This is a genomic window from Halostagnicola sp. A56 (assembly GCF_000691505.1).
Lineage (GTDB): Archaea > Halobacteriota > Halobacteria > Halobacteriales > Natrialbaceae > Halostagnicola.
In genome coordinates this window covers 144,685-164,424 of sequence record NZ_JMIP02000013.1, presented here as the reverse complement: position 1 = coordinate 164,424, position 19,740 = coordinate 144,685, and the positions used below count along the sequence as shown (strand labels likewise).

Genomic DNA, 19,740 nt, shown 5'->3' with positions numbered 1-19,740 from the left:
GTGCTCGAGTTCAGACGCCGAACGTCGCTCTGATCATGTCCCGCGTTCCGGGGCCGAGTCCGACCGCGACGACGGTGATCATGAGCAGTATCGCGTAGCGCGGGCTGTCTTCGAACACCGTCTCGTCGAAGATCCAGATGACGAAGACGGCGGCGGCGAGTTTCACGAGCAAGAACGGCCACGCATCGCCCGTCACCGCGAGGATATTTTCGGGGAGGACGGAGCCGGTCGTGTTGACGATCCAGCGGTTGATCGGATGTTTCGGGATGAGATTGTAATCGTGACCGAAGACGGTCGCCCAGTCGAGGCCGATGACGTTCGCGACGCCGTCGACGGCGTGAGCCCAGATGACGATGATTCCCATGTACTCCGTTCCGCGGTTGATACCGGGTGCGAACCGCTGTATCAACAGCCACGTTATCGCCGTCGCGATGGTCGCGCCGCCGAGGGTAACGACCAACAGACCGGGGTAGAACTCCACGTACGATTTCGTCACCGCGAGGTATCCCAGATAGCCAAGCGACGACGCGAGTGCGAGCGCACCGATTCCCGCGAGCGGGTACTCATAGCCCGAGACGTAGTCGTTGCGCTCAAGCCAGACCGAGAGGACGACTGCGAAGAGCGTGAAGAAGAAGACAGTGAAGTAGATGAGCGGGCTGATCAGGATGCCGTTCCAGGGCATCTGAATGGGGAGCTCGCCGGTCGCGGTGTAGGCCGCGACGTTTGCGTCCTCGACGACTCGAAGCACGCCGCCGAACAGGAAGAACGGGAACAGGCCGTAAAAGCCCGCGCGGTATCGGTCGATGTCAAGCCAGTCGACGATGAAGATGATCCCGACCAACAGGATGACGAGCGTCGGGATGTAGCCCGCGTACGACTGGAAGGTGTACCCCGGCGAAGCGGTCGGCCCGGCGGCGTTCGGCGCGGTCGCACACTCGACCGGATTCCCACCGGCCCACGTAACGCAGTCCCAGCCGTGGGCGTCGGCGACCACCGGTCCCCAGAAGTACTGCCAGATGATATCGACGTACACTCGCTGCGGAAAGAGGATCGCTCCCAGCGTGATCGCTGACGCGAGGAGTGCGACGGTCGCGGCCCAGACTCGTACCGGACCGTACCGATCGATGAGGTCGTCCATGACCGATATCCGTGGCGGGGACCGCTTACAGTTTCCGGTTTCGCAGGCGGATAGAAGCCGGACGACACCGGTGCCGCTCGGCACGACCGTACGTATCGATTGCTCGAGTCGAAATCGACCGGGTATCGCTCGAGTCGGCCTTAGCCGGCGCCCACCCGGTCGACTCTCAGTCGTCGATCGCTCGCGTCGCCTCGAGCAGTTCCTCGTGGATCGCGCCGTTGGAGGCCACCAACCCGACGCTGTCGTGGCGCCAGCGCTCGCCCTCGAGGTCCGTGACGGTGCCGCCGGCCTCCCGGATCATCGCGACGCCGGCGACGGTGTCCCAGGAATTGGTCGGCAGGTTCGTCATCGTGCCGTCGAGACCGCCGCAGGCGACCGTCGCGAGGGTGGCCTGGGCGCTGCCGAATCGTCGCATGTCGCCGAATCGTTCGACGACCTCGCGGGCGGCCGCGGCGTACTGGTCGCGCTGGTCGAAGTCCCACCAGAACGTCGGGGAGACGGTCGCGGCTTCGGGATCCGCGGTCTTGCTGACCGAAATCTCGCGGTCGTTTCGGTAGACGCCCGCCGGTCCGGCGCGGTAGGTATCCCCCAGTGCAGGGAGGTCGGTTACCCCGGCGACCGGTTCGCCGTCGATCACCGCCGCGACTGCGGTGCCGAAGATCCGCAGGCCGCGAACGTAGTTGCTCGTCCCGTCGATCGGATCGACGATCCAGACCGGCCCCGATTCGGGGACCTCCTTGAGCGCGTCTTCCTCTTCGCCGACGATCGGGTCGTCCGGGAACTCCTCTCGAATCGCCTCGATGACGGCGTCCTGCGCGTCGCGGTCCGCCTGCGTGACGACGTCGGTCTTCTCGCCTTTGGTCTCGACGTCGAGCGTCGTGCGAAACGACTCCTCGGCGACCGAAGCACCTGCTCTCGCCGCGCGAAGCGCACACGCCGCCCGCTCGTCGGCTCGCTCGAGTTCGTCCATCGGACGAATCTCGGACGCCGAAGCGAAAAGGTGTGGTGGTTCGACGACTCGAGGAGCCCAATTCCGCGACGGAAATCGGCTCAAAGCAATCAAGATGCCCGGTCGAGTACGTAGGAGCGGTCGAAACCTATCCATGACAGACGCGTTCGATCTCGAGGGCCGAGTCGCAGTCGTAACGGGCGGTGGACGCGGTATCGGGCGAGCGATCGCACTCGAGTTGGCCGCTGCCGGCGCGGCGGTCGTCCCGACGGCCCGAACGAGCGAGGAGGTCGAGGCGGTCGCCGCGGAAATCGAAGCCCGCGGCGGGACGGCGGAAGCCAGCGTGGCCGACGTGACCGACGGCGATGCGGTCGCGGCGGTGATAGAGCGCGCGGAAGCCGAGTTCGGCGGGATTGACGTCGTCGTCAACAACGCCGGCGTCAACCCGGACGACGCGCTCGGTCGACCGGAGGACATCTCCACCGAAAGCCTCGAGGACGTGCTCGCGGTCAACCTCGAGGGGGCCTTCGAGGTGACGACCGCCGCGGCGGAATCGCTGCTCGAGAGCGACGGCGGCGCGGTGATCAACGTCGCGAGCGTCGGCGGCCTCGTCGGGCTTCCCCGCCAGCATCCCTACGTCGCCTCGAAACACGGTCTCGTCGGGCTCACCAAGAGCATCGCGCTCGACTGGGCACCCGAGGTCAGGGTCAACGCCGTCGCGCCGGGCTACGTCTCGACGGCGCTGACCGAGGAACTCGAGGCCAACGAACGGCTCCGACAGTCGATTCTGGATCGAACACCGCTCGAGCGCTTCGCTGCTCCCGAGGAGATCGCGGGCCCGGTCGTCTTTCTGGCGAGCGACGCCGCGGGCTACGTGACCGGCGAGTGTCTGGCGGCCGACGGCGGCTGGACCGCGCGCTAAGAGCGGATTGTGAATCGTCCCGTAGCGACAGCATTGATCGAACCGGGGTGTAGCTACCGCTCGAGGTCGGTCTCTGTAGTAAGTTGCGAGGGAAGATCGCTTCGTGTTGATCTTCCGCATCGTGGCCGGTCGCTATCGCATGCGAGCGAGAGCGCCGTGCTGTGATGCGAGGGGAGGGAATTGAACCCACGAACGTCTACACGAACGGATCTTGAGTCCGTCGCCGTTGGCCGCTTGGCTACCCTCGCACACACGCAGGTGTTCGCTCCGGGACGGTTAAAACGTCCCGATTTCGTCCTCAAGGCTGTTCTCGAGCGAACACGCTCGTATCCGCCGAAAACTGCCGAGAAACGAACGAGATGTCAGGACAGTCAGTTCGCTGAAACGGCGGCTTCTACGGACGCGGAATCGCCATCGAAAACCGACTCGTCGTAGCGTGTGCCGCAGTTCCCGCACCTGTATCCGCCGTCGATATGTTCGTAGAGACGCTCACCACAGTCCTCGCACCGACCGTACGGCTGTTTCATTAGCTGAAACTTTCGAAGGATCCCGGATAAAGACTCTGGCCGTTTTTGGATTCGAACTCGAGCGCTCGAGAGGAGTCGGGCCGCGTTCCGGCGGATGACCCACACGTCGCTCCGGAGTTCGCTCGGCGTCGACCCGAACAGATATTCCGCTTGCCGGGCTGGTATCGCCATGGACGAACACACGAACGACCCGACCGTCGATCCGCCCGACGGAAACCCCTCGGGTTGGGTCGCCGACCGCGAGCGCTGGGAACACGCCACGCTCCGTCGAGCGACGGTCCACGGCGTTCGGTTGTTCAACGCGGGCGAGTACCACCGCAGTCACGATTGCTTCGAGGACGAGTGGTACAACTACGGCCGGGGCCGCACCGAAAGCGCGTTCCTCCACGGGATGGTTCAGGTCGCCGCCGGAGCCTACAAACACGTCGATTTCCGGGACGACAACGGCATGCGATCGCTGTTTCGAACGGCTCTCGAGTACCTTCGCGGCGTCCCCGACGATTACTACGGGGTCGACGTCCTCGACGTTCGGACCGTCCTGACGAACGCGCTCGAGTCACCCGACCGGATCGACGGCTGGCGGATTCGCCTCGACGGCGAGGACCCGACGGCTCGAGGAATTGACCGCGCGTACGCGGACGGCCTCGAGTGATTGTCGAACCACCGAATGACCACTGGCGGACAGTTCGTCACCCCTCCACGTAGACGCCCGACAGTAGACGTTCGTGTGCTCTTTGCGACGGCACACCGCCCCAAAATCGGTCGTAACCGAACTGCCTTTGAGGGTGACGAACCTATTGCTGGTAATGAGAGTTGCACAGATTGGGTCCGGAACGCCGGAGTTGGCTATTCTCGCCGGCGTTCACGGTGACGAGCCCTGTGGCGTTCGAGCCGTCGAGCGGTTGCTCGAGCAACGGCCGTCCGTCGAACGACCCGTTAAACTCGTCGTCGCGAACGAGCGAGCCTTAGAGCAACAGGTTCGGTACGTCGACGAGGACCTCAACCGCGCGTTTCCCGGCGACCCGAACGCCGAGACGCACGAAGGGCAGTTAGCGGCGAAACTCACGGACGAACTCGAGGGGTGTCTCACATTCTCGATGCACTCGACCCAGAGCCACAGCGAGCCGTTCGCCATCGTGAAGGCCGTGACCGATACCGCACGGAAGCTCTGCCCCCAACTCCCCGTCGCGGCGATGGTAGAGACGGGGAACTTCTCGGAGGGGCGGCTGTTCACTGAAATCGATACGATCGAAGTCGAGTGCGGACTGCAGGGAAGCGAAACCGCCGCCGAAAACGCCTACAGTCTCACGCGGGCGTTTCTGACCGCGACCGGCGCGCTGCCGGGTGACACGGTGACCCGCGAGCTGCCGGTCTACCGGCTCGTCGACTGCATCTGGAAGGACCAGGCCGACACCTACGAGGTGTTTGTCGACAACTTCACTCGAGTCGAGAAAGGCGATTCCTTCGCCGCCGCGGACGGCGACGAGCAGGTCGCAGACGAGCCGTTCTATCCCGTCTTGATGTCGGCCAACGGCTACCGCGACGTGTTCGGCTATACCGCGGAAAAACTCGACGTACTCTCCTCGCCCACGGCCGCGGACTGACGCCGCTTTTGGACTGTCGATCGTCAGAAGTCCCGATCACCACCTTGAGCCGAACCACCGGAAAAAACGACGCCGACCAAAGCACAGTCGTGGCTCCGCGCCGTCCCAGTTCGTATGGATCGTCCGTCCCGACGACGCCTCCTCCAGACGGCCGGTGCGGTCTCGATTCTGGCCGCCGGGTGTCTCCGAGGGTCGACCCAGACGGAGCTCGCCGAACCGGGGGACGCGCCCGGCTACGAGTGGTCCGAGCCGGATTGGGAGCCCGCCGAGGGCGTCCCCTCCGAAGCCGATGTCGAACCGACGACCGTCGTGTCCGGCCTCGAGATCCCATGGGATCTTACATTCGCCGATACCGATGCGTTCCTCACCGAACGAGACGGCGGCGTCCGGCGTTTCGATGCCGACGCAATGAGCGAGGAGAGGGGACTCGAGCCGGCGGCTGGCGAGACGGTTCTCGCGGCCGAGGACCTGCCGGACCGATCGGCACCGGGCGAAGGCGGAACGCTCGGCGTCGCGGCCCATCCGTCCTATCCCGACGAGCCGGCGTTGTTCGTCTACTACACCGTTGATACTGGCGAAATCGAAAACCGCGTCGTCCGGTACGACCTCGAGCGCGAGGCCCTCTCGCCGATCGTCGAGGGGATTCCGGGTGCGGCGATTCACAACGGCGGACGCATCGAGTTCGGTCCCGACGGCAATCTCTGGGTGACGACAGGCGACGCGGAAACGCCGTCACAGACACAGGATCCGGGATCGCTCGCGGGGGCGATCCTTCGTGTGACGCCCGACGGCGACGCTGTGACGGGCAACCCTGACTTCGGTGACGGAAGCGATCCCCGGACGTACTCGCTCGGCCATCGAAACCCACAGGGGATCGACTTCGGGCCGGACGGAACGGCGTTCGCGGCCGAACACGGACCGACCAGCCGGGACGAGGTTTCTATCGTCGATCCCGGTGGAAACTACGGGTGGGACGTCGTTCGCGGCGGCCCCGGCGATCCGGAGTACGGGACCTACGGCGACGAGCACGATCGGGCTACGCCGCCCCTCCTCAACACCGGTCCCGAGACGACGTGGGCGCCCTCGGGGATCGTGTTCGTCGACGGGGACGCGATCCCGAATTGGAAGAATCGGCTGTTCGCCTGCGGCCTCGCCTCACAAACGCTGTACGCAGTCACGCTAATCGTTCCCGACGACTCCTCGAGTTCCGTCGACGGCGACGAGGGGATCGTGTACGACCACAACTGGCTCGACGATCGACTGACCGCGATCGCACATCCCCTCTTCGAGGGTAAGTACGGCCGTCTCCGACACGTCGAACAGGGTCCCGACGGCGCATTGTACCTCCTCACGTCGAACCGGGACGGTCGAGCCGGCGGCGAATTCCCGCGACCGGTCGACGACCGGATCGTCCGCCTCGAGCGATCGTAAGCTCGAGACCGAGTTGCTGGGAAACAGTTGTCTCGCCAACTTATTTGCGGATTGGTCGCGGGGCGAATGACGCAAGGCCTATCTGACACACTCCCGTATGGGTAGACATGGACTTCCCACCGAACCAGGGCCTCGATCAGGACGAAGTCGACGAACACGTCGAAGAAACCCTCGAAGCGAACGAGGTCGTCTTGTTCATGAAGGGAACCGAACTGATGCCCCAGTGTGGGTACTCCCGGAACGCGCTGGGTCTGATCAGCGAGCACCGCGAGGAGTTCGAAACCGTGGACGTACTCGACTCGCTCGCGGAGTATCGCGCGGCACTCGAAGCACACAGCGGCTGGGAGACGATCCCACAGACGTACGTCGACGGTGAGTTCGTCGGTGGCTCGGACATCCTCTCGGAACTCGAGGAGCGAGGCGAACTCGCCGAGACGCTCAACGCGGCCTGAGCGCGTCTCGATCCGAACGAATCGACGATCGAAACCGAGATTGGTACGGGCTCGACGTGTCCGTATATAACAGCAGGTCATATATGGTACGCTCCCGTATTACAACCAACGACTGTCGCCGGCACACCTTCCCACCATGTCAACAGAGGATTCAAGACACGTATATCGGCTCCACTCGACGCTCGAATTGCCACTCGAAGACCTTCGCGACCATCTGGACGAGGCCACCTATCCGGATGGCGTGACCAACGTCGAACTCACACGTCGGAACAACACGCTCATACTCAAGGCCGTCTCCGAAGACGAATCGGTCAGCAAGTACACGCCCGCGGCACAGCTCAAAGCGAGCGTGACGGAGAACAGAGTCTACGAGGAAGACCCCGAGGAGCGGCGAAACTCCTTCCGCTGGGACGAAGAGGACGAAGAAGAGATCGAATCCGAACTCGTCGAGTTCGCCGCGTTCAAAGGCGACCGAGAAACGGTCCTCCAGAACTCCCTGTTGCAGTACGAGATGTTCCTCGTGCTCTGTGACATCGCACAGGCCGCCGAGAAGGGGACGCTGACGGCGATCTCCGAACACGACGGCGACCTCGAGGCGACCCGGATCGTCGACGGGGAACCGCGACCGGCGGACGTCGAAGTCGTCGAGGGACCGGGAGACCGCAAGGCAGCCCAGACGGGCGTCAACTGGCGCGACAACAAGTTCATCAGCGACTGAATTTCCGGGCCGACTCGTTGCAGACGGCACTGCTCCGTGGACGATTTGACGGTTGGCGATCGGTTGCTCTCTGACTCCCGAATTATTACAGCTGCTACTCCTCGAGCAGCCGCCAACCTCCGCCTCGAGCGAGGTGAATTCGGCGACGAGCGTGAACGTGCGATCAGTAAAGCAGCGTGAACACCCCGAACTGAATCGGGAGCAAGACCACGATGGTCGCGACCGAACACGCGATCGTCGTGGTGATCAACTCCCTCGTCTCGACGTCGCCTTCTGCAAGCATCACGATCAACACCGCGGACTGGTACGGAAAGAAGTACGAACTCAGCGCCACCACTTCGGACATCAAGACAGGCGTCAGCGGCAGTCCCGCTGCTTCGGCGTAGGGGATCAGAATCGGGGTGAGGACGCTCGCGACTGCCAGTCCCTCCATCACGAAGGTCAGCGCGAACGTGATGAAAAAGATACACGCGAAGATTATCGCGAGCGGTGCGTCGGTCGGGATCAGCTCGAGGAGATACGTGGACGCGCCGTCGGAGAACCCGGTTTGGGAGAGGCCGTCGCCGATGGCGAAGACGGCCGCGATGAAAAACAGGATCGAAAAGTCCGCCTCTTCGACGACCGTCCGGAAGTCCACGACGCCGACGTTCGGGAGGAACGCGAGGACGACGACGACGAGCGCGCCGACGACGGGGTGAAAGCCGTGGACGAAGTCGGTCGCCCAGACGGCCGCGCCGACGAGCAAGATGAGTAGCATCCGCTTTTCGGCGTCTCCGACGGCCCCGCCGTCGGCGTTTGGAAGCTCGAACGCCGACTCCGGCGCCGGCTGGAACAGGTAGTAGACGATCCCGACGACAAGCAACACCCGCAAGAGCCCCATCACGGGATACATGTTGATCGCCCACTCGGTCCAGGTGATCTGCTGGCCGGCGATCGACTGTGCGAACCCGCTGAGGATGATGTTCGGCAGGTCGGCGGTCAGGATACCAGCGGAGCCGTAAAACGTGGCAAACAGCGGTCCGAGGTAGATGCCGATGCGGGCCTCCCGCGATTCGAACAGCGAGCCGGTCTCCGTGAGGATCGGCGCGAGTACGAGAATGCGCACGAGCGATGACGGAACGAGCAGCGCGAGCGCGTGGGCCCCGAGCGAAAGCGCGAGGAGCAGTCGCCGATAGGCCCGGATGGGACTCGAGCTCACCGCGGGCGAAACGCTCCGGCTCGTCATCCAGTCGCCGGCCCAGTTCGCGAGGCCGCTGCGTCGCGTCGCCTCGCCCATGAGCAGCCCGAATCCGATGAGCCAGGTCGCCGGTTTCTGAAAGCCACTGAGCGCCAGATCCGTCGAGAACGCGACCGCGATGAGGCCGATTCCGAGGACGCCCGTAAAAGACGGCGGGACCGGCGTGAGAACCCAGAGAACGATACAGAAGAGCGTGATCGCGAGCATCGTCGCCATCGATCCCGTGTCGGCGATGGCGAACCACGTCGTGAGCGCGACCACCACGGCGAGGAAAAACGCGACCGGCGGCGACTTGACGCCCGCGAGGACCGTCCGACGTTCCATTGGCGGCACTCCGCAGTCCGGCTATAAATGACGCCTGATCGCGGCATTCGTCGCCGCCACACAGTCCGCGAGTTATATATGATTCGGCCGAACGAACTCGAGCGGATCAGAACGACGATATACCGTGAAACAGTACCTCAAGTACGAATGTCGAACGTCGTCACGGTGGGCAGCGTCAACGTCGACAGGACAACGTACCGCTCTCGAGCCGAAATTCGGACGCTCGAGTCGACCTACGAGTGGTTTCCGGCGCCGGGCGAGACCGTCCGAACGGAACGCGTTCCGGCGGCCATCGCCGACGAGGAGTTTCGAGACGGAATCGGCGGCAAAGGGTCGAACCAGGCGGTCGCGGCAGCCTGCGGCGGGGCCGAGTCCACGTTTCTCGGCACCGTCGGCGAGGACGAGCGAACTTACGACGTTCTATCGACGCTCGCGGATCGCGGCGTAACGGTCGACTCGGTCGCGGCGGCCGAGCGCGAGACCGGCAAGGCCTACATCTTCGTCGACGGCGATGGCGAGTCCTGGATCGCGATCCTCGGCGGCGCGAACGAAGCGGTCGACGCCCGCTACGTCGACCGCCACTACGACCGTATTCGGAACGCGGACGTGTGTCTCCTGCAGAACGAGATTCCCGTTCCCACGATGCGATCGTTGCTCGAGCGGCTGACCGGGGAGACGGAGGGTCCGACCGTCGTCCTCAATCCCGTGCCGACCGACGGCGTCGAACCCCTCCTCGCGGAACCCGCCGTCGACATCGTCGTCGTCAACGAGGCCGAGTACGACGCGCTCGAAGGACACATAGAGCGGTTCGACGGGACCGTCGTCAGAACGCGTGGGGCCGACGACGTGATCGTTTCGGGCGAGAGCGAGTATCGCGTCACGCCGCCGTCGGTCGATCCGGTGGACACGACCGGTGCCGGCGACGTCTTCTGTGGCTACCTCGGCGCGCAGTTGGCGGTCGGTCGATCGATCGACGCGGCGGCCGACCTCGCGACAGCGGCGGCCTCGCTTTCGACCGAAACGGAAGGTGCACAGGAGTCGATCCCGACGCTCGAGCAAGTCACGGCTCTGGAACCGACGGCGCCGCGCCAGTAACAGCGGCCCGTCGCGTCGCGACGACTACGCGTGGGCCCGCCGAACCGAATCCATTCCGAATACATACAGGTTTTAATAGCAATCGGTCTTCTGTTCGTGCATGGATTTCGGTGTACTCAGTACGGCGGGAATTGCCCAGAAAGCGTTCCTGCCGGCCGTCGATGCGAGCGACCACGAGACGGTCGCGATCGCGTCTCGAAGTGAAGGTCGAGCAGACGCCGTCGCGGCGGAGTACGGCATCGAACACGTCTACGAGGGGTACGATCGTCTGCTCGAGGACGCGCCGATCGACGCCGTGTACATTCCGCTTCCGAACGGCTTGCACGCCGAGTGGACGAAGGCGGCGGCGGACGCGGGTATCGACGTCATTTGCGAGAAGCCCCTGGCGGTCGACACGGTCGAAGCGCGGGACGTCGTCGACTACTGCGAGCAACGCGACGTGACGCTGATGGAGGGGTTCATGTACCTCTACCATCCCCGGACCCGACGGGCGCTCGAGATCGCGGACGACCATTTCGGGACGATCCGCTCGGTCACGGCGTCGTTCAAGTTCTCGTTGACCGGCCGGCCGGACGACATCCGCCTCTCTCCCGACTTAGACGGCGGCAGCCTCATGGACGTTGGCTGTTACCCGGTTTCGGTCGCTCGCCAGTTCCTCGGCGAACCCGCCCGCGTCTACGCCCACGCCGACGACTCGCGCGATGCCGGCGTCGACACCGAACTGGCCGCCATTCTCGAGTACGCCAGCGGCGCGTCGGCTCGCATCGCCTCGGGATTCGACACCCAGAAGGTACAGTACTACCGCGTCGAGGCCGAGAACGGCTGGCTCGAGGTCAGAGACGCCTTCGACGTTCCGGGCGGGGAACCGCTGGAACTCGAGTACGAGGTCGACGGCCGTCACGCTCTCGAGACGTTCGAGCCGGTCGACCAGTACCGCCTCGAGGTCGAACACTTCGCAAACTGTATCGAGACCGGCACGACGCCGCGAACGGACGGGTCGGAAGCGATCGCGAACATGGCCGTGCTGGACGCGATCTCTCAGAGCGCTGCGAGCGGCGGTGCGGTCGACATCGGAGCGGCGGTCGACGTCGAATACTGACCGCCCCTCGAAACGTAGCAGGAAAACTTACGGTGTGTCGGTAGATTGAATCCCGTATGTCTACTCGATCTCGCTCTGGTGGCGGCGGTGGTATCGTCGGTGCGGTGAGAGTCGATCTACAGCGGTTGCACGGCGCCTGGATGGAACTGATTTTTCCTCGCCAGCGCGGTCGCGGCCACTCGGTCATGGGAAAGTGGGAACCCGAAACGCTCCCACAGCAGATCGGCTACCGCGTCTGGAGCGTTCTCGGACTGGTCGGTTTGCTCGCGCTGTATCCGATGACCGTCGTCGGGTTCGCGATGCGGTTTTACGCCTCGAAGCTGGATTCGACCCGGACGCGGATCGGCGTCGTCGGCGTGACCGCGATCGCGCTGGTCTTCTGGGGCGCGGTGACCGTCGTCGCCCACCTACAGTTACCGACCGAGACGGTGATTCCGATCGCGGCCGCAAGCGCCGTCGCCGTGGTCTCGACCGCGCTGGCCGCCACGTTCTCGAAAGTCGGCGGACGGCTCGTCTCGGTAGTGCTTGCATACCCGTTCGCGATGACGGCGATCTTTCTGCCGCCCGTCGTCGCCGCACTCGTCATGCCGTCGCTCGAGGGGGCAGTCCTCGAGCCAAGCTACGACTTCGCGGTCTGGATCCTCGACAACGTCCTGTTCGTCGGCGGGATCAACGACTACCTTCGCGAGACCTTCCAGCTCGAGGGGCCCGCCTACGCGGGGATGTGGCTCGGGATCTCCTTCCCGCTGGGCTGGTTCTTCGGCGTTCTGATCGCGCTCGCGAACCTCGTGCGCCCGTCCGGATAGGCCGGTCGCGCTCGTGATTCGTCGGTTCGACCCGCGTTCGCGACGGCGTTTCTGGTTCCGTTCAGCTTACAACAACAGACTCCTCAGTACGGGTATGGGACTCGATGTACCGAAGACGGTCGGCGCGTTCGTCCTCGTATTGCTCGTCGGAATCGGCGGACTGGTCGTCCTCCCCGAACTGACTCCGATGACGCCGATGGGGATGGATACGATCATGATGATGGTGCTGCCATCGATGGCGCTGTTCGGCGCGATCATGCTCGCGATCGGCGTCAAACACGGCGAGTATCGAGCGACGAACTGACCGACTCCTATTTTCCGCACGTGCCATTAGCACACTGGCCCTCGATAACGGCTACAGAGGTTCGACGCGCTCTCGAGTCCGGCTGTGAACGCGATCGAAAAGACGGGCGACGGTCGTATCTCGCTTCTCCCCTCTCGTTTCGATCTGCCTACATGTAGCCCAGATCGCGCAGGCGCTCCATCAGGTCCTCTTTGTCCTGGGCGCGGCCCGCACGTTCGGTCGTCTCCTCTAGGTTCTGCAGCCACGCGGGTTCGGTGTCTGCCTTCTCGGTCGATACTTCGCTGCCGAGCGAGCGGAATCCGGCGAAGTACTTCGGCGAGACCGGAATGTCGTCCTGCGTGAGGTCGTTCGGCAGGTCGTCGTCGCTCTGGGGGACGTAGCCGTCGTCGGGGAATTCGGAAACAGTGTCCGGCACCGCGAAGTTCCAGAACGCCTCCCAGACGGCCGCCTCGTCGAACTGGAGGATGGGCTGGATGCGGTCGTGGGGCGGGTAGATGTCCGGATCGTGTCGCGGCGAGAAGAACGTCTCGTCGGCGCGTGCCTCCTGTTCGTCCCAGCGGACGCCCGAGAGGATGCCGTCGATGTCGTACTCCTCGAGCGCGTCGTTGAGCGCGACCGTCTTGAGGAGGTGATTGCCCGCATAGGTGTCGAGCAGGAACGGGAAGGTGTCCTCCTCGTACTCGAGGATGTTGTCGACGTGGTGCTGGTTGTGCTCCGAAAGCTCGGAGATGTCGATCTCGTCGCCCGGTTCGAGGTCGTTTTCCTCGACGTAGCTGCCGATGTCCTCGTTTCGCGCGTAGACGACCTCCAGATCCCACTCGTCGGCCCAGTGGTCGACGAAGTCGTGGATCTCGTCGAAGTGCTGGTAGTGATCGATGAAGATCGCCGGCGGCACCTCGAGGTCGAATCGATCCGCGACCTCTTTGACGAAGTAGAGCACGAGCGTCGAGTCCTTGCCGCCGGTCCACATGACCGCGGGGTTCTCGTACTGCTCGAGGCCCTCTCGAGTTACCTCGATCGCCTTCTCGATTTTGTCGTGTATGTGTGGATACTCCTCGGGCGTCTGACCCTCGCCGTCGTCGTAGTCGACGTCGACGTAGTCGGGGAAGTTCTCGGTCATCGTCTGTAATTAGATATAATTACTTCGCTTAAACCGTTTGGGGGAGCGGAAACGTCTGTCGGAATTTCGGATCGCCGGAAACGCTCTCGTATGCGGCGTCTTCGCACGGAACTGGCTCCGACGATCGAGCGTATCGAGTCGCCACGTGCTCGCTTGAGTTTCGCAAGAACGTCGAGTCGTCGATCGATTCGCCGGTGAGTCCGCCGGAACCGTCGTCGTTCCTCCAGGCGATAGTCACGGCCTCTCGAATCCGAAACAGCTCAAAAAGAGCTGGTACGTCTTTTTCTTCCAATTGCCCCGACTGCCCGAGTGGGCCTGCAAACGAGAGAATTTCGAGTTCTTCGAGCGAGCCCTGCGAGCCAACGCGTCGCCGGGGACGTTCACCGACGAGGATATCGCGCGCTATCGCGCGGCGTGGCGTCGACCGGGCACGCCGACGGCGACGATCAACTGGTATCGCGCCGCCGCCCGCCACACCGCCTCGCCGCCTCGAGACATCGTCGACGCTCCCACGCTTGTTATGTGGGGTGAACAGGACTTCGCGCTCGAGCCCGAGATGGGTCCCGAGAGCCTGGCTTACTGCGAGGACGGCCGCCTCGAGCGGTTTCCCGAAACCGGCCACTGGGTTCCCCACGAGGAGCCCGAGGCGGTGACGGCGCTGGTGCTCGAGCATCTACCAAAGTAACGCAAACTATTCACTCGAAAGGCAAATATATAGTCTTCGGGGCCGAATACGAATATAGTCTGTATGCCGGGAGCCGGATATCCGGACGACGCGGAGGCCGTCGAGGCGGAACGAGAGCGGTGGGACCGCGACAGTTCCACGCGCGACCGCGTTTACGAGACGGTGATTCAACTCTCCAACCCTGCGAGCGCGGACGAAATCGCCGAACGGGCCCGCTGTTCGGAGGGGGCCGCCCGCGATCATCTCGAGTGGTTCGAGGCGCGCGGTATCGTCGAATCAATCGACGGTCGACCGAAGCGCTACCGGCGAAACGACGCCTACTTCGAATGGGCTCGCGCCAACGAACTTCGACGAGCGCACACCGACGCAGAACTCGAGCGAGACCTCCGCGCCCTCGTCGCGGCGGAACGAAGCTATCGCGACCGGTACGATGTGGGCGGTCCGGATCAGGTAGACGCGCTCGAAGCGGGAGCGTACGACGACATCGAGACGGTCTGGGAAGACATCGCTGACTGGAAGACGGTCCGTCGAGACATCCGCGTCATCGAGCGCGCTCGCAAGGATCGGGAGGCCGTCGACGGCACCAGAACGCACGGATGAGCGGCGAGGACGAACGAGCCACGGGTCCGATCGACGTCGAGGTGCTCCGAAGCGTTTGCCGCCGGTTGGCGAACGACGATCGCTTCCGACGCGTCGAGTTCGATCCGTCTCCCAGCCGAATACGGAATCTGGTAGCCCGGTACGACGAGTCGCTGTTTCCCGACCGCGTTCAGCGTGCGCGACTCGAGATCCGGTGGTACGTCGGCGGCGATCACTCGGTCCACTACCTCGAGGAATCGACGGACGAAACGCGGTGGGAGTGTCGCTGGGATCGCCATCCGAAACCCGTCGGCAGGACGCACTTTCATCCACCGCCGGACGCGGGGCAGGCTGTTTCTGCCGAGTTCCCGAGTGATTACCGAGACGTCCTCTCGCTCGTTCTCACCTACGTTTCCGAACGAATCGATGGGCTCTGGGATGGGTCTCCCTGACGATCGCACTCGACCGACGTTTTTACCCCCCGCGGCCGAACACCCGCTATGGACCGCACGGAATTTCGCGACCTCGCCTCGCCCGCCGAGGCCCGCGAGGCGATCGACTCGCTCTCGCTCGAGGGCGGCATCGAACGGGTATCGCTCGAGGAGGCCCGCGGCCGCGTGCTGCTCGCACGGATCGACGCCGAGCTCGACGTGCCCGGATTCGACCGCTCGAGCCTGGACGGCTACGCGCTTCGGGCTCGAGACACCTTCGGCGCCGACGAGGGCGACCCCGCGCGGCTTTCGGTCGTCGGGACAGTCCACGCCGGCGAGGAGCCGAACGTCTCCGTCGGCGAGGGTGAGGCCGTCGAGATCTCGACCGGCGCCGTGATGCCCGACGGGGCCGACGCGATGGTCCCGGTCGAACGGACGAACGAGGAGGTCGGAGACGCCGGGAGCGTGGCCGACGAGAGTTCCGACCGCAACGTTCTGGTGCGCACGAGCGTCGCTCCCGGTGACAACGTGATGTTCGCGGGCGCTGACGTCGCCGCGGGCGAACGGGCGATCGGTCCCGGAACGCGACTGACGCCGCGAGACGTTGGGCTCCTCTCCGCACTCGGCCGCGAGGAGGTCCCGGTTCGATCGAAGCCCCGAGTTGGCATCGTCTCGACCGGCGACGAACTCGTCCGACCTGGCGAACCCATAGAGAGCGCCCGTGGCGAGATCTACGACGTCAACAGTTACACCGTCGCCGCGGGCGTCGAAGACGCGGGCGGCGAACCCGTCCTCTACCCCCACGCGGGCGACGACCCGGCGGAGATGGAGCGGGTGCTTCGCGAGGCCGCCGCCGAGTGCGATCTCGTGCTCTCCTCCGGGTCGACGAGCGCGAGCACCGTCGACGTCATCTACCGCGTGATCGAAGAACAGGGCGAACTCCTCGTTCACGGCGTCGGCGTCAAGCCCGGCAAACCGATGCTCGTGGGCCGACTCGAGGACGCCGGGTCTCGACCGGACGACGCCACAGACGATTCGCGACCGTCGGCCGGCGAATCGGCCTACGTCGGCCTCCCCGGCTACCCCGTCTCGGCGATGATGGTCTTTCGGACGTTCGTCGCCCCGGCGATTCGCGAGGCCGCGGGACTCCCGGAACCTGCGGGCGCGACCCTCTCCGGATCGATGGCGACCGAAGTGCGCTCCGAGCAGGGCCGACTCCGGCTCGTGCCCGTCGGCGTCACGACCGACGGCGACGGCGAGCGCCTCGTCTACCCCGTCGACAAGGGAAGTGGCGCGACGACAAGCCTCTCCGAAGCCGACGGCGTGGTCGAGATCTCGGCGGAGACGGACTACCTGAATGCGGGCGAACGCGTCGAGGTACAACTCTTTTCGCCGGACGTGCGCCCGCCGACGCTTCTGGGCGTCGGCGAGGACGACCCGGCGCTCAATCGCCTGCTCGACGGCCTCGAGCACCCCCGATACCTCTCGGTCGGCACCCAACCAGGACTCAGACGCCTTCGAGACGGCGTCCCGGATTTCGCCGTCGCCTCCGGGCCGCTCGAGCGGGACGTCGACGCGACCGAACTCGGTCGCTACACCCGCGAGTGGGGGCTGATCGTCCAGCCGGGCAATCCGCGAGAGATAGAGGGGGTTTCGGACCTCGTCGCGGGGGATCATCGCTTCGTCAACCGCACGCCCGACTCGGGGCTTCGAACGAGCCTCGAGCGCGAGGTCGACGAGTTGGCCGACGAACGCGACGCCTCGCGGGCGGACCTGATCGAGGCGATCGAGGGCTTCGACCTCGGGCTTCGCGCCCACGAGAGTCCTGCCCGACGGCTCATCGACGGGTCGGCCGACGCCGCCGTCGGTCTCCGCGAGACCGCCGACCGACTCGATCTGGGGTTCGTCTCCCTCGGCGAGCAACCCGTCCGCGTGCTGGGAAATTCCGACCGACTCGAGAAACTGGGCGTGCGCGAACTCGCGGACCGACTCACGGAGTGAGCGGATGCGCAGATCGAGCCGGTTCTGACGTACTCGAATCACGAACAATCGCTGCAGGTCGTCTTTCACGATATGATCGATAACACGCTCGAGAGACCCTCTATTTCATCGGAATAGGAGTTTTACCCCTCTCTGCTGTACCAGTAGTGATGTCGACGATTGCCGAGTTCCGTTTCCCCGCGACGGAGACGATGCTCGCAACTACGTTCGAACAGGTGCCGGATATTCGCTTCGAGCTCGAGTCGTCGGTCTCGCAGAATCGGCCCTGTCTGTGGGTCATCGGAGCCAATCCCGGAACCGTTCACGAGGCCTTCGAAACCGATCCGGCTGTCGAGGGGTACGAGCACCTCGTCACGGCGGGTGATCGACTCCTCTACGATGTCCGGTTCGCGGGAACGGCGCCGTTGCTGTCCGACGAGTTTCTCGAGGGGACCTGCTCGCTGCTGGCCGTCTGGGGGGTCGACGGCTGGTGGCAGGCCCGCGTCCGCGTCAGGGACAGAGACGACCTCTGGACGATCAGAGACCGGCTTCTCGAGGAGGACATCACCGCCGACCTGCGGCGAGTGACCGACGTGACCGCGGAGACGACCCGCGACACGAGGCTTACCCCCGAACAGCAGGAGGCCCTCGAGGCGGCCCTCGAGCAGGGATACTTCGAGATTCCGCGCCAGATCTCGATGGAGGAACTCGCCGAAACGCTCGACATCTCACACCAGGCGCTGTCCGAACGGTTGCGCCGCGCCTACGAGACGCTGGTCAACGAGGAACTTCGGCCCCCGGGCGAACCGCCGACCTCGAACCAGTAGCTCGTTTTCTCGCCAAAAGGCGATCAACCGTCTCAAACTCCTGGCAGTGACAGTCCTCGCGCTAAAACAGTTCGTCGAACGATTCGACGCGGTAATCGCCAAGCACGCACCGCCCGCGCCGGTCGTGGCCGACGCGTTCGACGTGGATCGCGTCGAGGCCGGCGTTCCAGGCCGCACCGACGTCGTTCGCGCCGTCGCCGGCGAGGACGCCCTCGTGACCGTTTTCCGCGACGCCGAGGTCGGTCATCACCCGCTCGACCGGTGTCGGATCGGGTTTCCAGCCCGTCTGTTCGGTACAACAGAGGATCGTATCGAACCAGTCGGCGATGTCGACGTTCGCTAACACCGGCTCGGCCAGAAACTCCTGGCAGTGGGTGACCAGCCCCACCGGCTCCTCGAGATCACCGACGAACTCGGCGTCCTCGTGGAGGTACGTCTGTTCGGCCCGGACGAGCGGATCCTCCTCATCGTGGAACGCCTCCCAGAACGTCGTCGGATCGATCCCCCACTCGCGCAGTTGCCGGTCTCGAGAGCCGGTCAGCCCGCTCCAGACGATGTCCGCTTGCGCGTCCGTAAACTCGTAGTCGATTCGCTCGCCCACGCGGTCGAACACGTCGCGAGTGTAGGACCACTCGACGTCGACCAGCGTGCCGTCGAGATCGAGCAGCCAGAAATCGTACTCGGAGACCATTCGGACGATGTAATACGAGACTCTCGACTAAGAGTGTGTCGCCCGGACGGACCGGTCCGAAGAGCCGACAGGTCGACGACCACGCTTCGGACCATCGCAATCTCGAGGCGGCTTCCCCTCACTCGACTCGAACGCTCGAGCCGAGGTACTTCGAGAGAGCCTCGCGGGCGCTGTCGGCGTTGAACGCCCCGAGATCGGTCTCAATTTCGGTCCGGAGCGCCTCGAGGTACGCCTCGTCGGTCCGAAGCTCGCGAAAGTCGACGGCGTCGATTTCGGCCGCGTGCTCGAGCCAGTCGGCGGCCAGCCGGCGGCCGTACTCGCGGTCTGCGAGTTCGCCGTGCCAGAGCGCGTCGCGAAAGAAGCGCCAGCCGTCGGTCCCCGGTTCTGCGGCCTCGAGCGATATCGTCGCCTCCACCGTCTCGGGCTCGACGGATACGTCTGTGCGGTCCGGGTCGAGGCGAACGCGAACGCCGAAGACGTACTGAGCCTCCATCCGTGGACCTCGTTCGGACTCGAAAAGTTGGTTCAGGCGGACTGCTCGGATTCGATCAGTTCGGCCATCTCGATGTCTTCGTCCGTAATGCCGCCTTCCTCGTGGCTCGTGAGCCGAACCTCGAGTTCTTTGTACCGGATGATGATCTCGGGGTGGTGAAACTGCGACTCAGCGATCTCGCCGACCATCTGGGCGGCGTTGACGCCGTCGAGGTAGTCGTCGAACTCATAGACGCGGACGATCTCGTCGCCGTCGCGGTCCCACTCTGCAGGCAGCTGATTGCTGATTTCGTCGTCGGACAGGAGGTCGGCCATGGGCGGTCGAACGA

23 protein-coding genes and 1 tRNA gene are annotated in these 19,740 nt (G+C 64.5%); 15 read left to right on the top strand and 9 right to left on the bottom strand.

Annotated features, from left to right (window positions below; translation table 11 throughout):
* Nucleotides 1-10: 10 nt before the first annotated feature.
* Together EL22_RS01575 and EL22_RS01570 are read right to left on the bottom strand one after the other, a co-directional pair.
* Complete coding sequence (locus tag EL22_RS01575; protein WP_050049839.1) at nucleotides 11-1,138, bottom strand: DUF63 family protein; 1,128 nt, start codon at nucleotides 1,136-1,138, stop codon at nucleotides 11-13.
* 166 nt (nucleotides 1,139-1,304) lie between these two features.
* Nucleotides 1,305-2,108 (bottom strand): inositol monophosphatase, encoded by an 804-nt coding sequence (locus EL22_RS01570; RefSeq protein ID WP_050049838.1) that lies wholly within the window; start codon nucleotides 2,106-2,108, stop codon nucleotides 1,305-1,307.
* A 133-nt stretch (nucleotides 2,109-2,241) separates the two neighbouring features.
* Here EL22_RS01570 and EL22_RS01565 point away from each other — a divergent pair, with 133 nt between their 5' ends.
* Entirely contained in the window at nucleotides 2,242-3,009 is a 768-nt protein-coding gene (locus EL22_RS01565; RefSeq protein WP_050049837.1) for an SDR family NAD(P)-dependent oxidoreductase, read from the top strand.
* 165 nt (nucleotides 3,010-3,174) lie between these two features.
* On the opposite strand, the gene EL22_RS01560 is transcribed toward EL22_RS01565, so the two are convergent.
* Nucleotides 3,175-3,257: transfer RNA gene (locus EL22_RS01560), tRNA-Leu, on the bottom strand.
* A gap of 448 nt (nucleotides 3,258-3,705) precedes the next feature.
* Here EL22_RS01560 and EL22_RS01550 point away from each other — a divergent pair.
* The 5 genes from EL22_RS01550 to EL22_RS01530 all read left to right on the top strand — a co-directional run bounded on the left by EL22_RS01550 (nucleotide 3,706) and on the right by EL22_RS01530 (nucleotide 7,741).
* Complete coding sequence (locus EL22_RS01550; protein ID WP_050049835.1) at nucleotides 3,706-4,188, top strand: DUF309 domain-containing protein; 483 nt, start codon at nucleotides 3,706-3,708, stop codon at nucleotides 4,186-4,188.
* A 154-nt stretch (nucleotides 4,189-4,342) separates the two neighbouring features.
* Nucleotides 4,343-5,140, top strand: coding sequence for a succinylglutamate desuccinylase/aspartoacylase family protein (locus EL22_RS01545; RefSeq protein WP_050049834.1), 798 nt, complete (start codon nucleotides 4,343-4,345; stop codon nucleotides 5,138-5,140).
* 114 nt (nucleotides 5,141-5,254) lie between these two features.
* Complete coding sequence (locus EL22_RS01540) at nucleotides 5,255-6,571, top strand: sorbosone dehydrogenase family protein (protein WP_050049833.1); 1,317 nt, start codon at nucleotides 5,255-5,257, stop codon at nucleotides 6,569-6,571.
* A 107-nt stretch (nucleotides 6,572-6,678) separates the two neighbouring features.
* On the top strand, nucleotides 6,679-7,023 hold the full coding sequence (locus EL22_RS01535; RefSeq protein ID WP_050049832.1) for a glutaredoxin: 345 nt from the start codon (nucleotides 6,679-6,681) through the stop codon (nucleotides 7,021-7,023).
* A 136-nt stretch (nucleotides 7,024-7,159) separates the two neighbouring features.
* On the top strand, nucleotides 7,160-7,741 hold the full coding sequence (locus EL22_RS01530) for a hypothetical protein (protein ID WP_050049831.1): 582 nt from the start codon (nucleotides 7,160-7,162) through the stop codon (nucleotides 7,739-7,741).
* A 163-nt stretch (nucleotides 7,742-7,904) separates the two neighbouring features.
* On the opposite strand, the gene EL22_RS01525 is transcribed toward EL22_RS01530, so the two are convergent.
* Nucleotides 7,905-9,302, bottom strand: coding sequence for an SLC13 family permease (locus EL22_RS01525; protein WP_050049830.1), 1,398 nt, complete (start codon nucleotides 9,300-9,302; stop codon nucleotides 7,905-7,907).
* Nucleotides 9,303-9,449: 147 nt separating this feature from the next.
* On the opposite strand from EL22_RS01525, the gene EL22_RS01520 reads away from it, so the two are divergent.
* From EL22_RS01520 to EL22_RS01505, 4 genes are all read left to right on the top strand, one after another.
* Nucleotides 9,450-10,397 carry a PfkB family carbohydrate kinase gene (locus tag EL22_RS01520; protein ID WP_050049829.1) on the top strand — a complete coding sequence of 316 codons (948 nt, stop codon included), beginning with the start codon at nucleotides 9,450-9,452 and terminating at the stop codon, nucleotides 10,395-10,397.
* Nucleotides 10,398-10,497: 100 nt separating this feature from the next.
* Complete coding sequence (locus EL22_RS01515; RefSeq protein ID WP_050049828.1) at nucleotides 10,498-11,496, top strand: Gfo/Idh/MocA family protein; 999 nt, start codon at nucleotides 10,498-10,500, stop codon at nucleotides 11,494-11,496.
* Nucleotides 11,497-11,552: 56 nt separating this feature from the next.
* The gene (locus EL22_RS01510; protein WP_050049827.1) at nucleotides 11,553-12,302 is read left to right on the top strand and encodes a hypothetical protein; all 750 of its coding nucleotides are present in this window, start codon (nucleotides 11,553-11,555) and stop codon (nucleotides 12,300-12,302) included.
* A 94-nt stretch (nucleotides 12,303-12,396) separates the two neighbouring features.
* Entirely contained in the window at nucleotides 12,397-12,606 is a 210-nt protein-coding gene (locus tag EL22_RS01505; protein ID WP_050049826.1) for a hypothetical protein, read from the top strand.
* A gap of 148 nt (nucleotides 12,607-12,754) precedes the next feature.
* On the opposite strand, the gene EL22_RS01500 is transcribed toward EL22_RS01505, so the two are convergent.
* Nucleotides 12,755-13,726 (bottom strand): phosphoadenosine phosphosulfate reductase family protein, encoded by a 972-nt coding sequence (locus EL22_RS01500; protein WP_050049825.1) that lies wholly within the window; start codon nucleotides 13,724-13,726, stop codon nucleotides 12,755-12,757.
* Between the two features lie 28 nt (nucleotides 13,727-13,754).
* Nucleotides 13,755-13,964, bottom strand: coding sequence for a hypothetical protein (locus EL22_RS01495; RefSeq protein WP_156184026.1), 210 nt, complete (start codon nucleotides 13,962-13,964; stop codon nucleotides 13,755-13,757).
* A gap of 54 nt (nucleotides 13,965-14,018) precedes the next feature.
* On the opposite strand from EL22_RS01495, the gene EL22_RS01490 reads away from it, so the two are divergent.
* The 5 genes from EL22_RS01490 (at nucleotide 14,019) to EL22_RS01470 (ending at nucleotide 18,228) form a co-directional block, all read left to right on the top strand.
* A complete protein-coding gene (locus EL22_RS01490) occupies nucleotides 14,019-14,411 on the top strand; it encodes an alpha/beta fold hydrolase (protein ID WP_050049823.1) in 393 nt (130 codons plus the stop codon).
* Nucleotides 14,412-14,474: 63 nt separating this feature from the next.
* Nucleotides 14,475-15,011, top strand: coding sequence for a hypothetical protein (locus tag EL22_RS01485; RefSeq protein ID WP_050049822.1), 537 nt, complete (start codon nucleotides 14,475-14,477; stop codon nucleotides 15,009-15,011).
* On the top strand, nucleotides 15,008-15,442 hold the full coding sequence (locus tag EL22_RS01480; protein ID WP_050049821.1) for a hypothetical protein: 435 nt from the start codon (nucleotides 15,008-15,010) through the stop codon (nucleotides 15,440-15,442). The genes EL22_RS01485 and EL22_RS01480 overlap by 4 nt, the downstream gene beginning before the upstream one ends.
* Nucleotides 15,443-15,490: 48 nt before the next feature.
* Nucleotides 15,491-17,422: a molybdopterin biosynthesis protein gene (locus EL22_RS01475; RefSeq protein ID WP_050049820.1), complete on the top strand. Its 1,932-nt coding sequence runs from the start codon at nucleotides 15,491-15,493 to the stop codon at nucleotides 17,420-17,422.
* 149 nt (nucleotides 17,423-17,571) lie between these two features.
* Complete coding sequence (locus EL22_RS01470; RefSeq protein WP_050049880.1) at nucleotides 17,572-18,228, top strand: helix-turn-helix domain-containing protein; 657 nt, start codon at nucleotides 17,572-17,574, stop codon at nucleotides 18,226-18,228.
* Between the two features lie 61 nt (nucleotides 18,229-18,289).
* On the opposite strand, the gene EL22_RS01465 is transcribed toward EL22_RS01470, so the two are convergent.
* From EL22_RS01465 to EL22_RS01455, 3 genes are all read right to left on the bottom strand, one after another.
* The gene (locus EL22_RS01465) at nucleotides 18,290-18,919 is read right to left on the bottom strand and encodes an HAD family hydrolase (protein WP_050049819.1); all 630 of its coding nucleotides are present in this window, start codon (nucleotides 18,917-18,919) and stop codon (nucleotides 18,290-18,292) included.
* Between the two features lie 118 nt (nucleotides 18,920-19,037).
* Complete coding sequence (gene lwrS, locus EL22_RS01460; protein WP_050049818.1) at nucleotides 19,038-19,412, bottom strand: LWR-salt protein; 375 nt, start codon at nucleotides 19,410-19,412, stop codon at nucleotides 19,038-19,040.
* Nucleotides 19,413-19,444: 32 nt separating this feature from the next.
* The gene (locus tag EL22_RS01455) at nucleotides 19,445-19,726 is read right to left on the bottom strand and encodes a 4a-hydroxytetrahydrobiopterin dehydratase (RefSeq protein ID WP_050049817.1); all 282 of its coding nucleotides are present in this window, start codon (nucleotides 19,724-19,726) and stop codon (nucleotides 19,445-19,447) included.
* Nucleotides 19,727-19,740 lie beyond the last annotated feature (14 nt).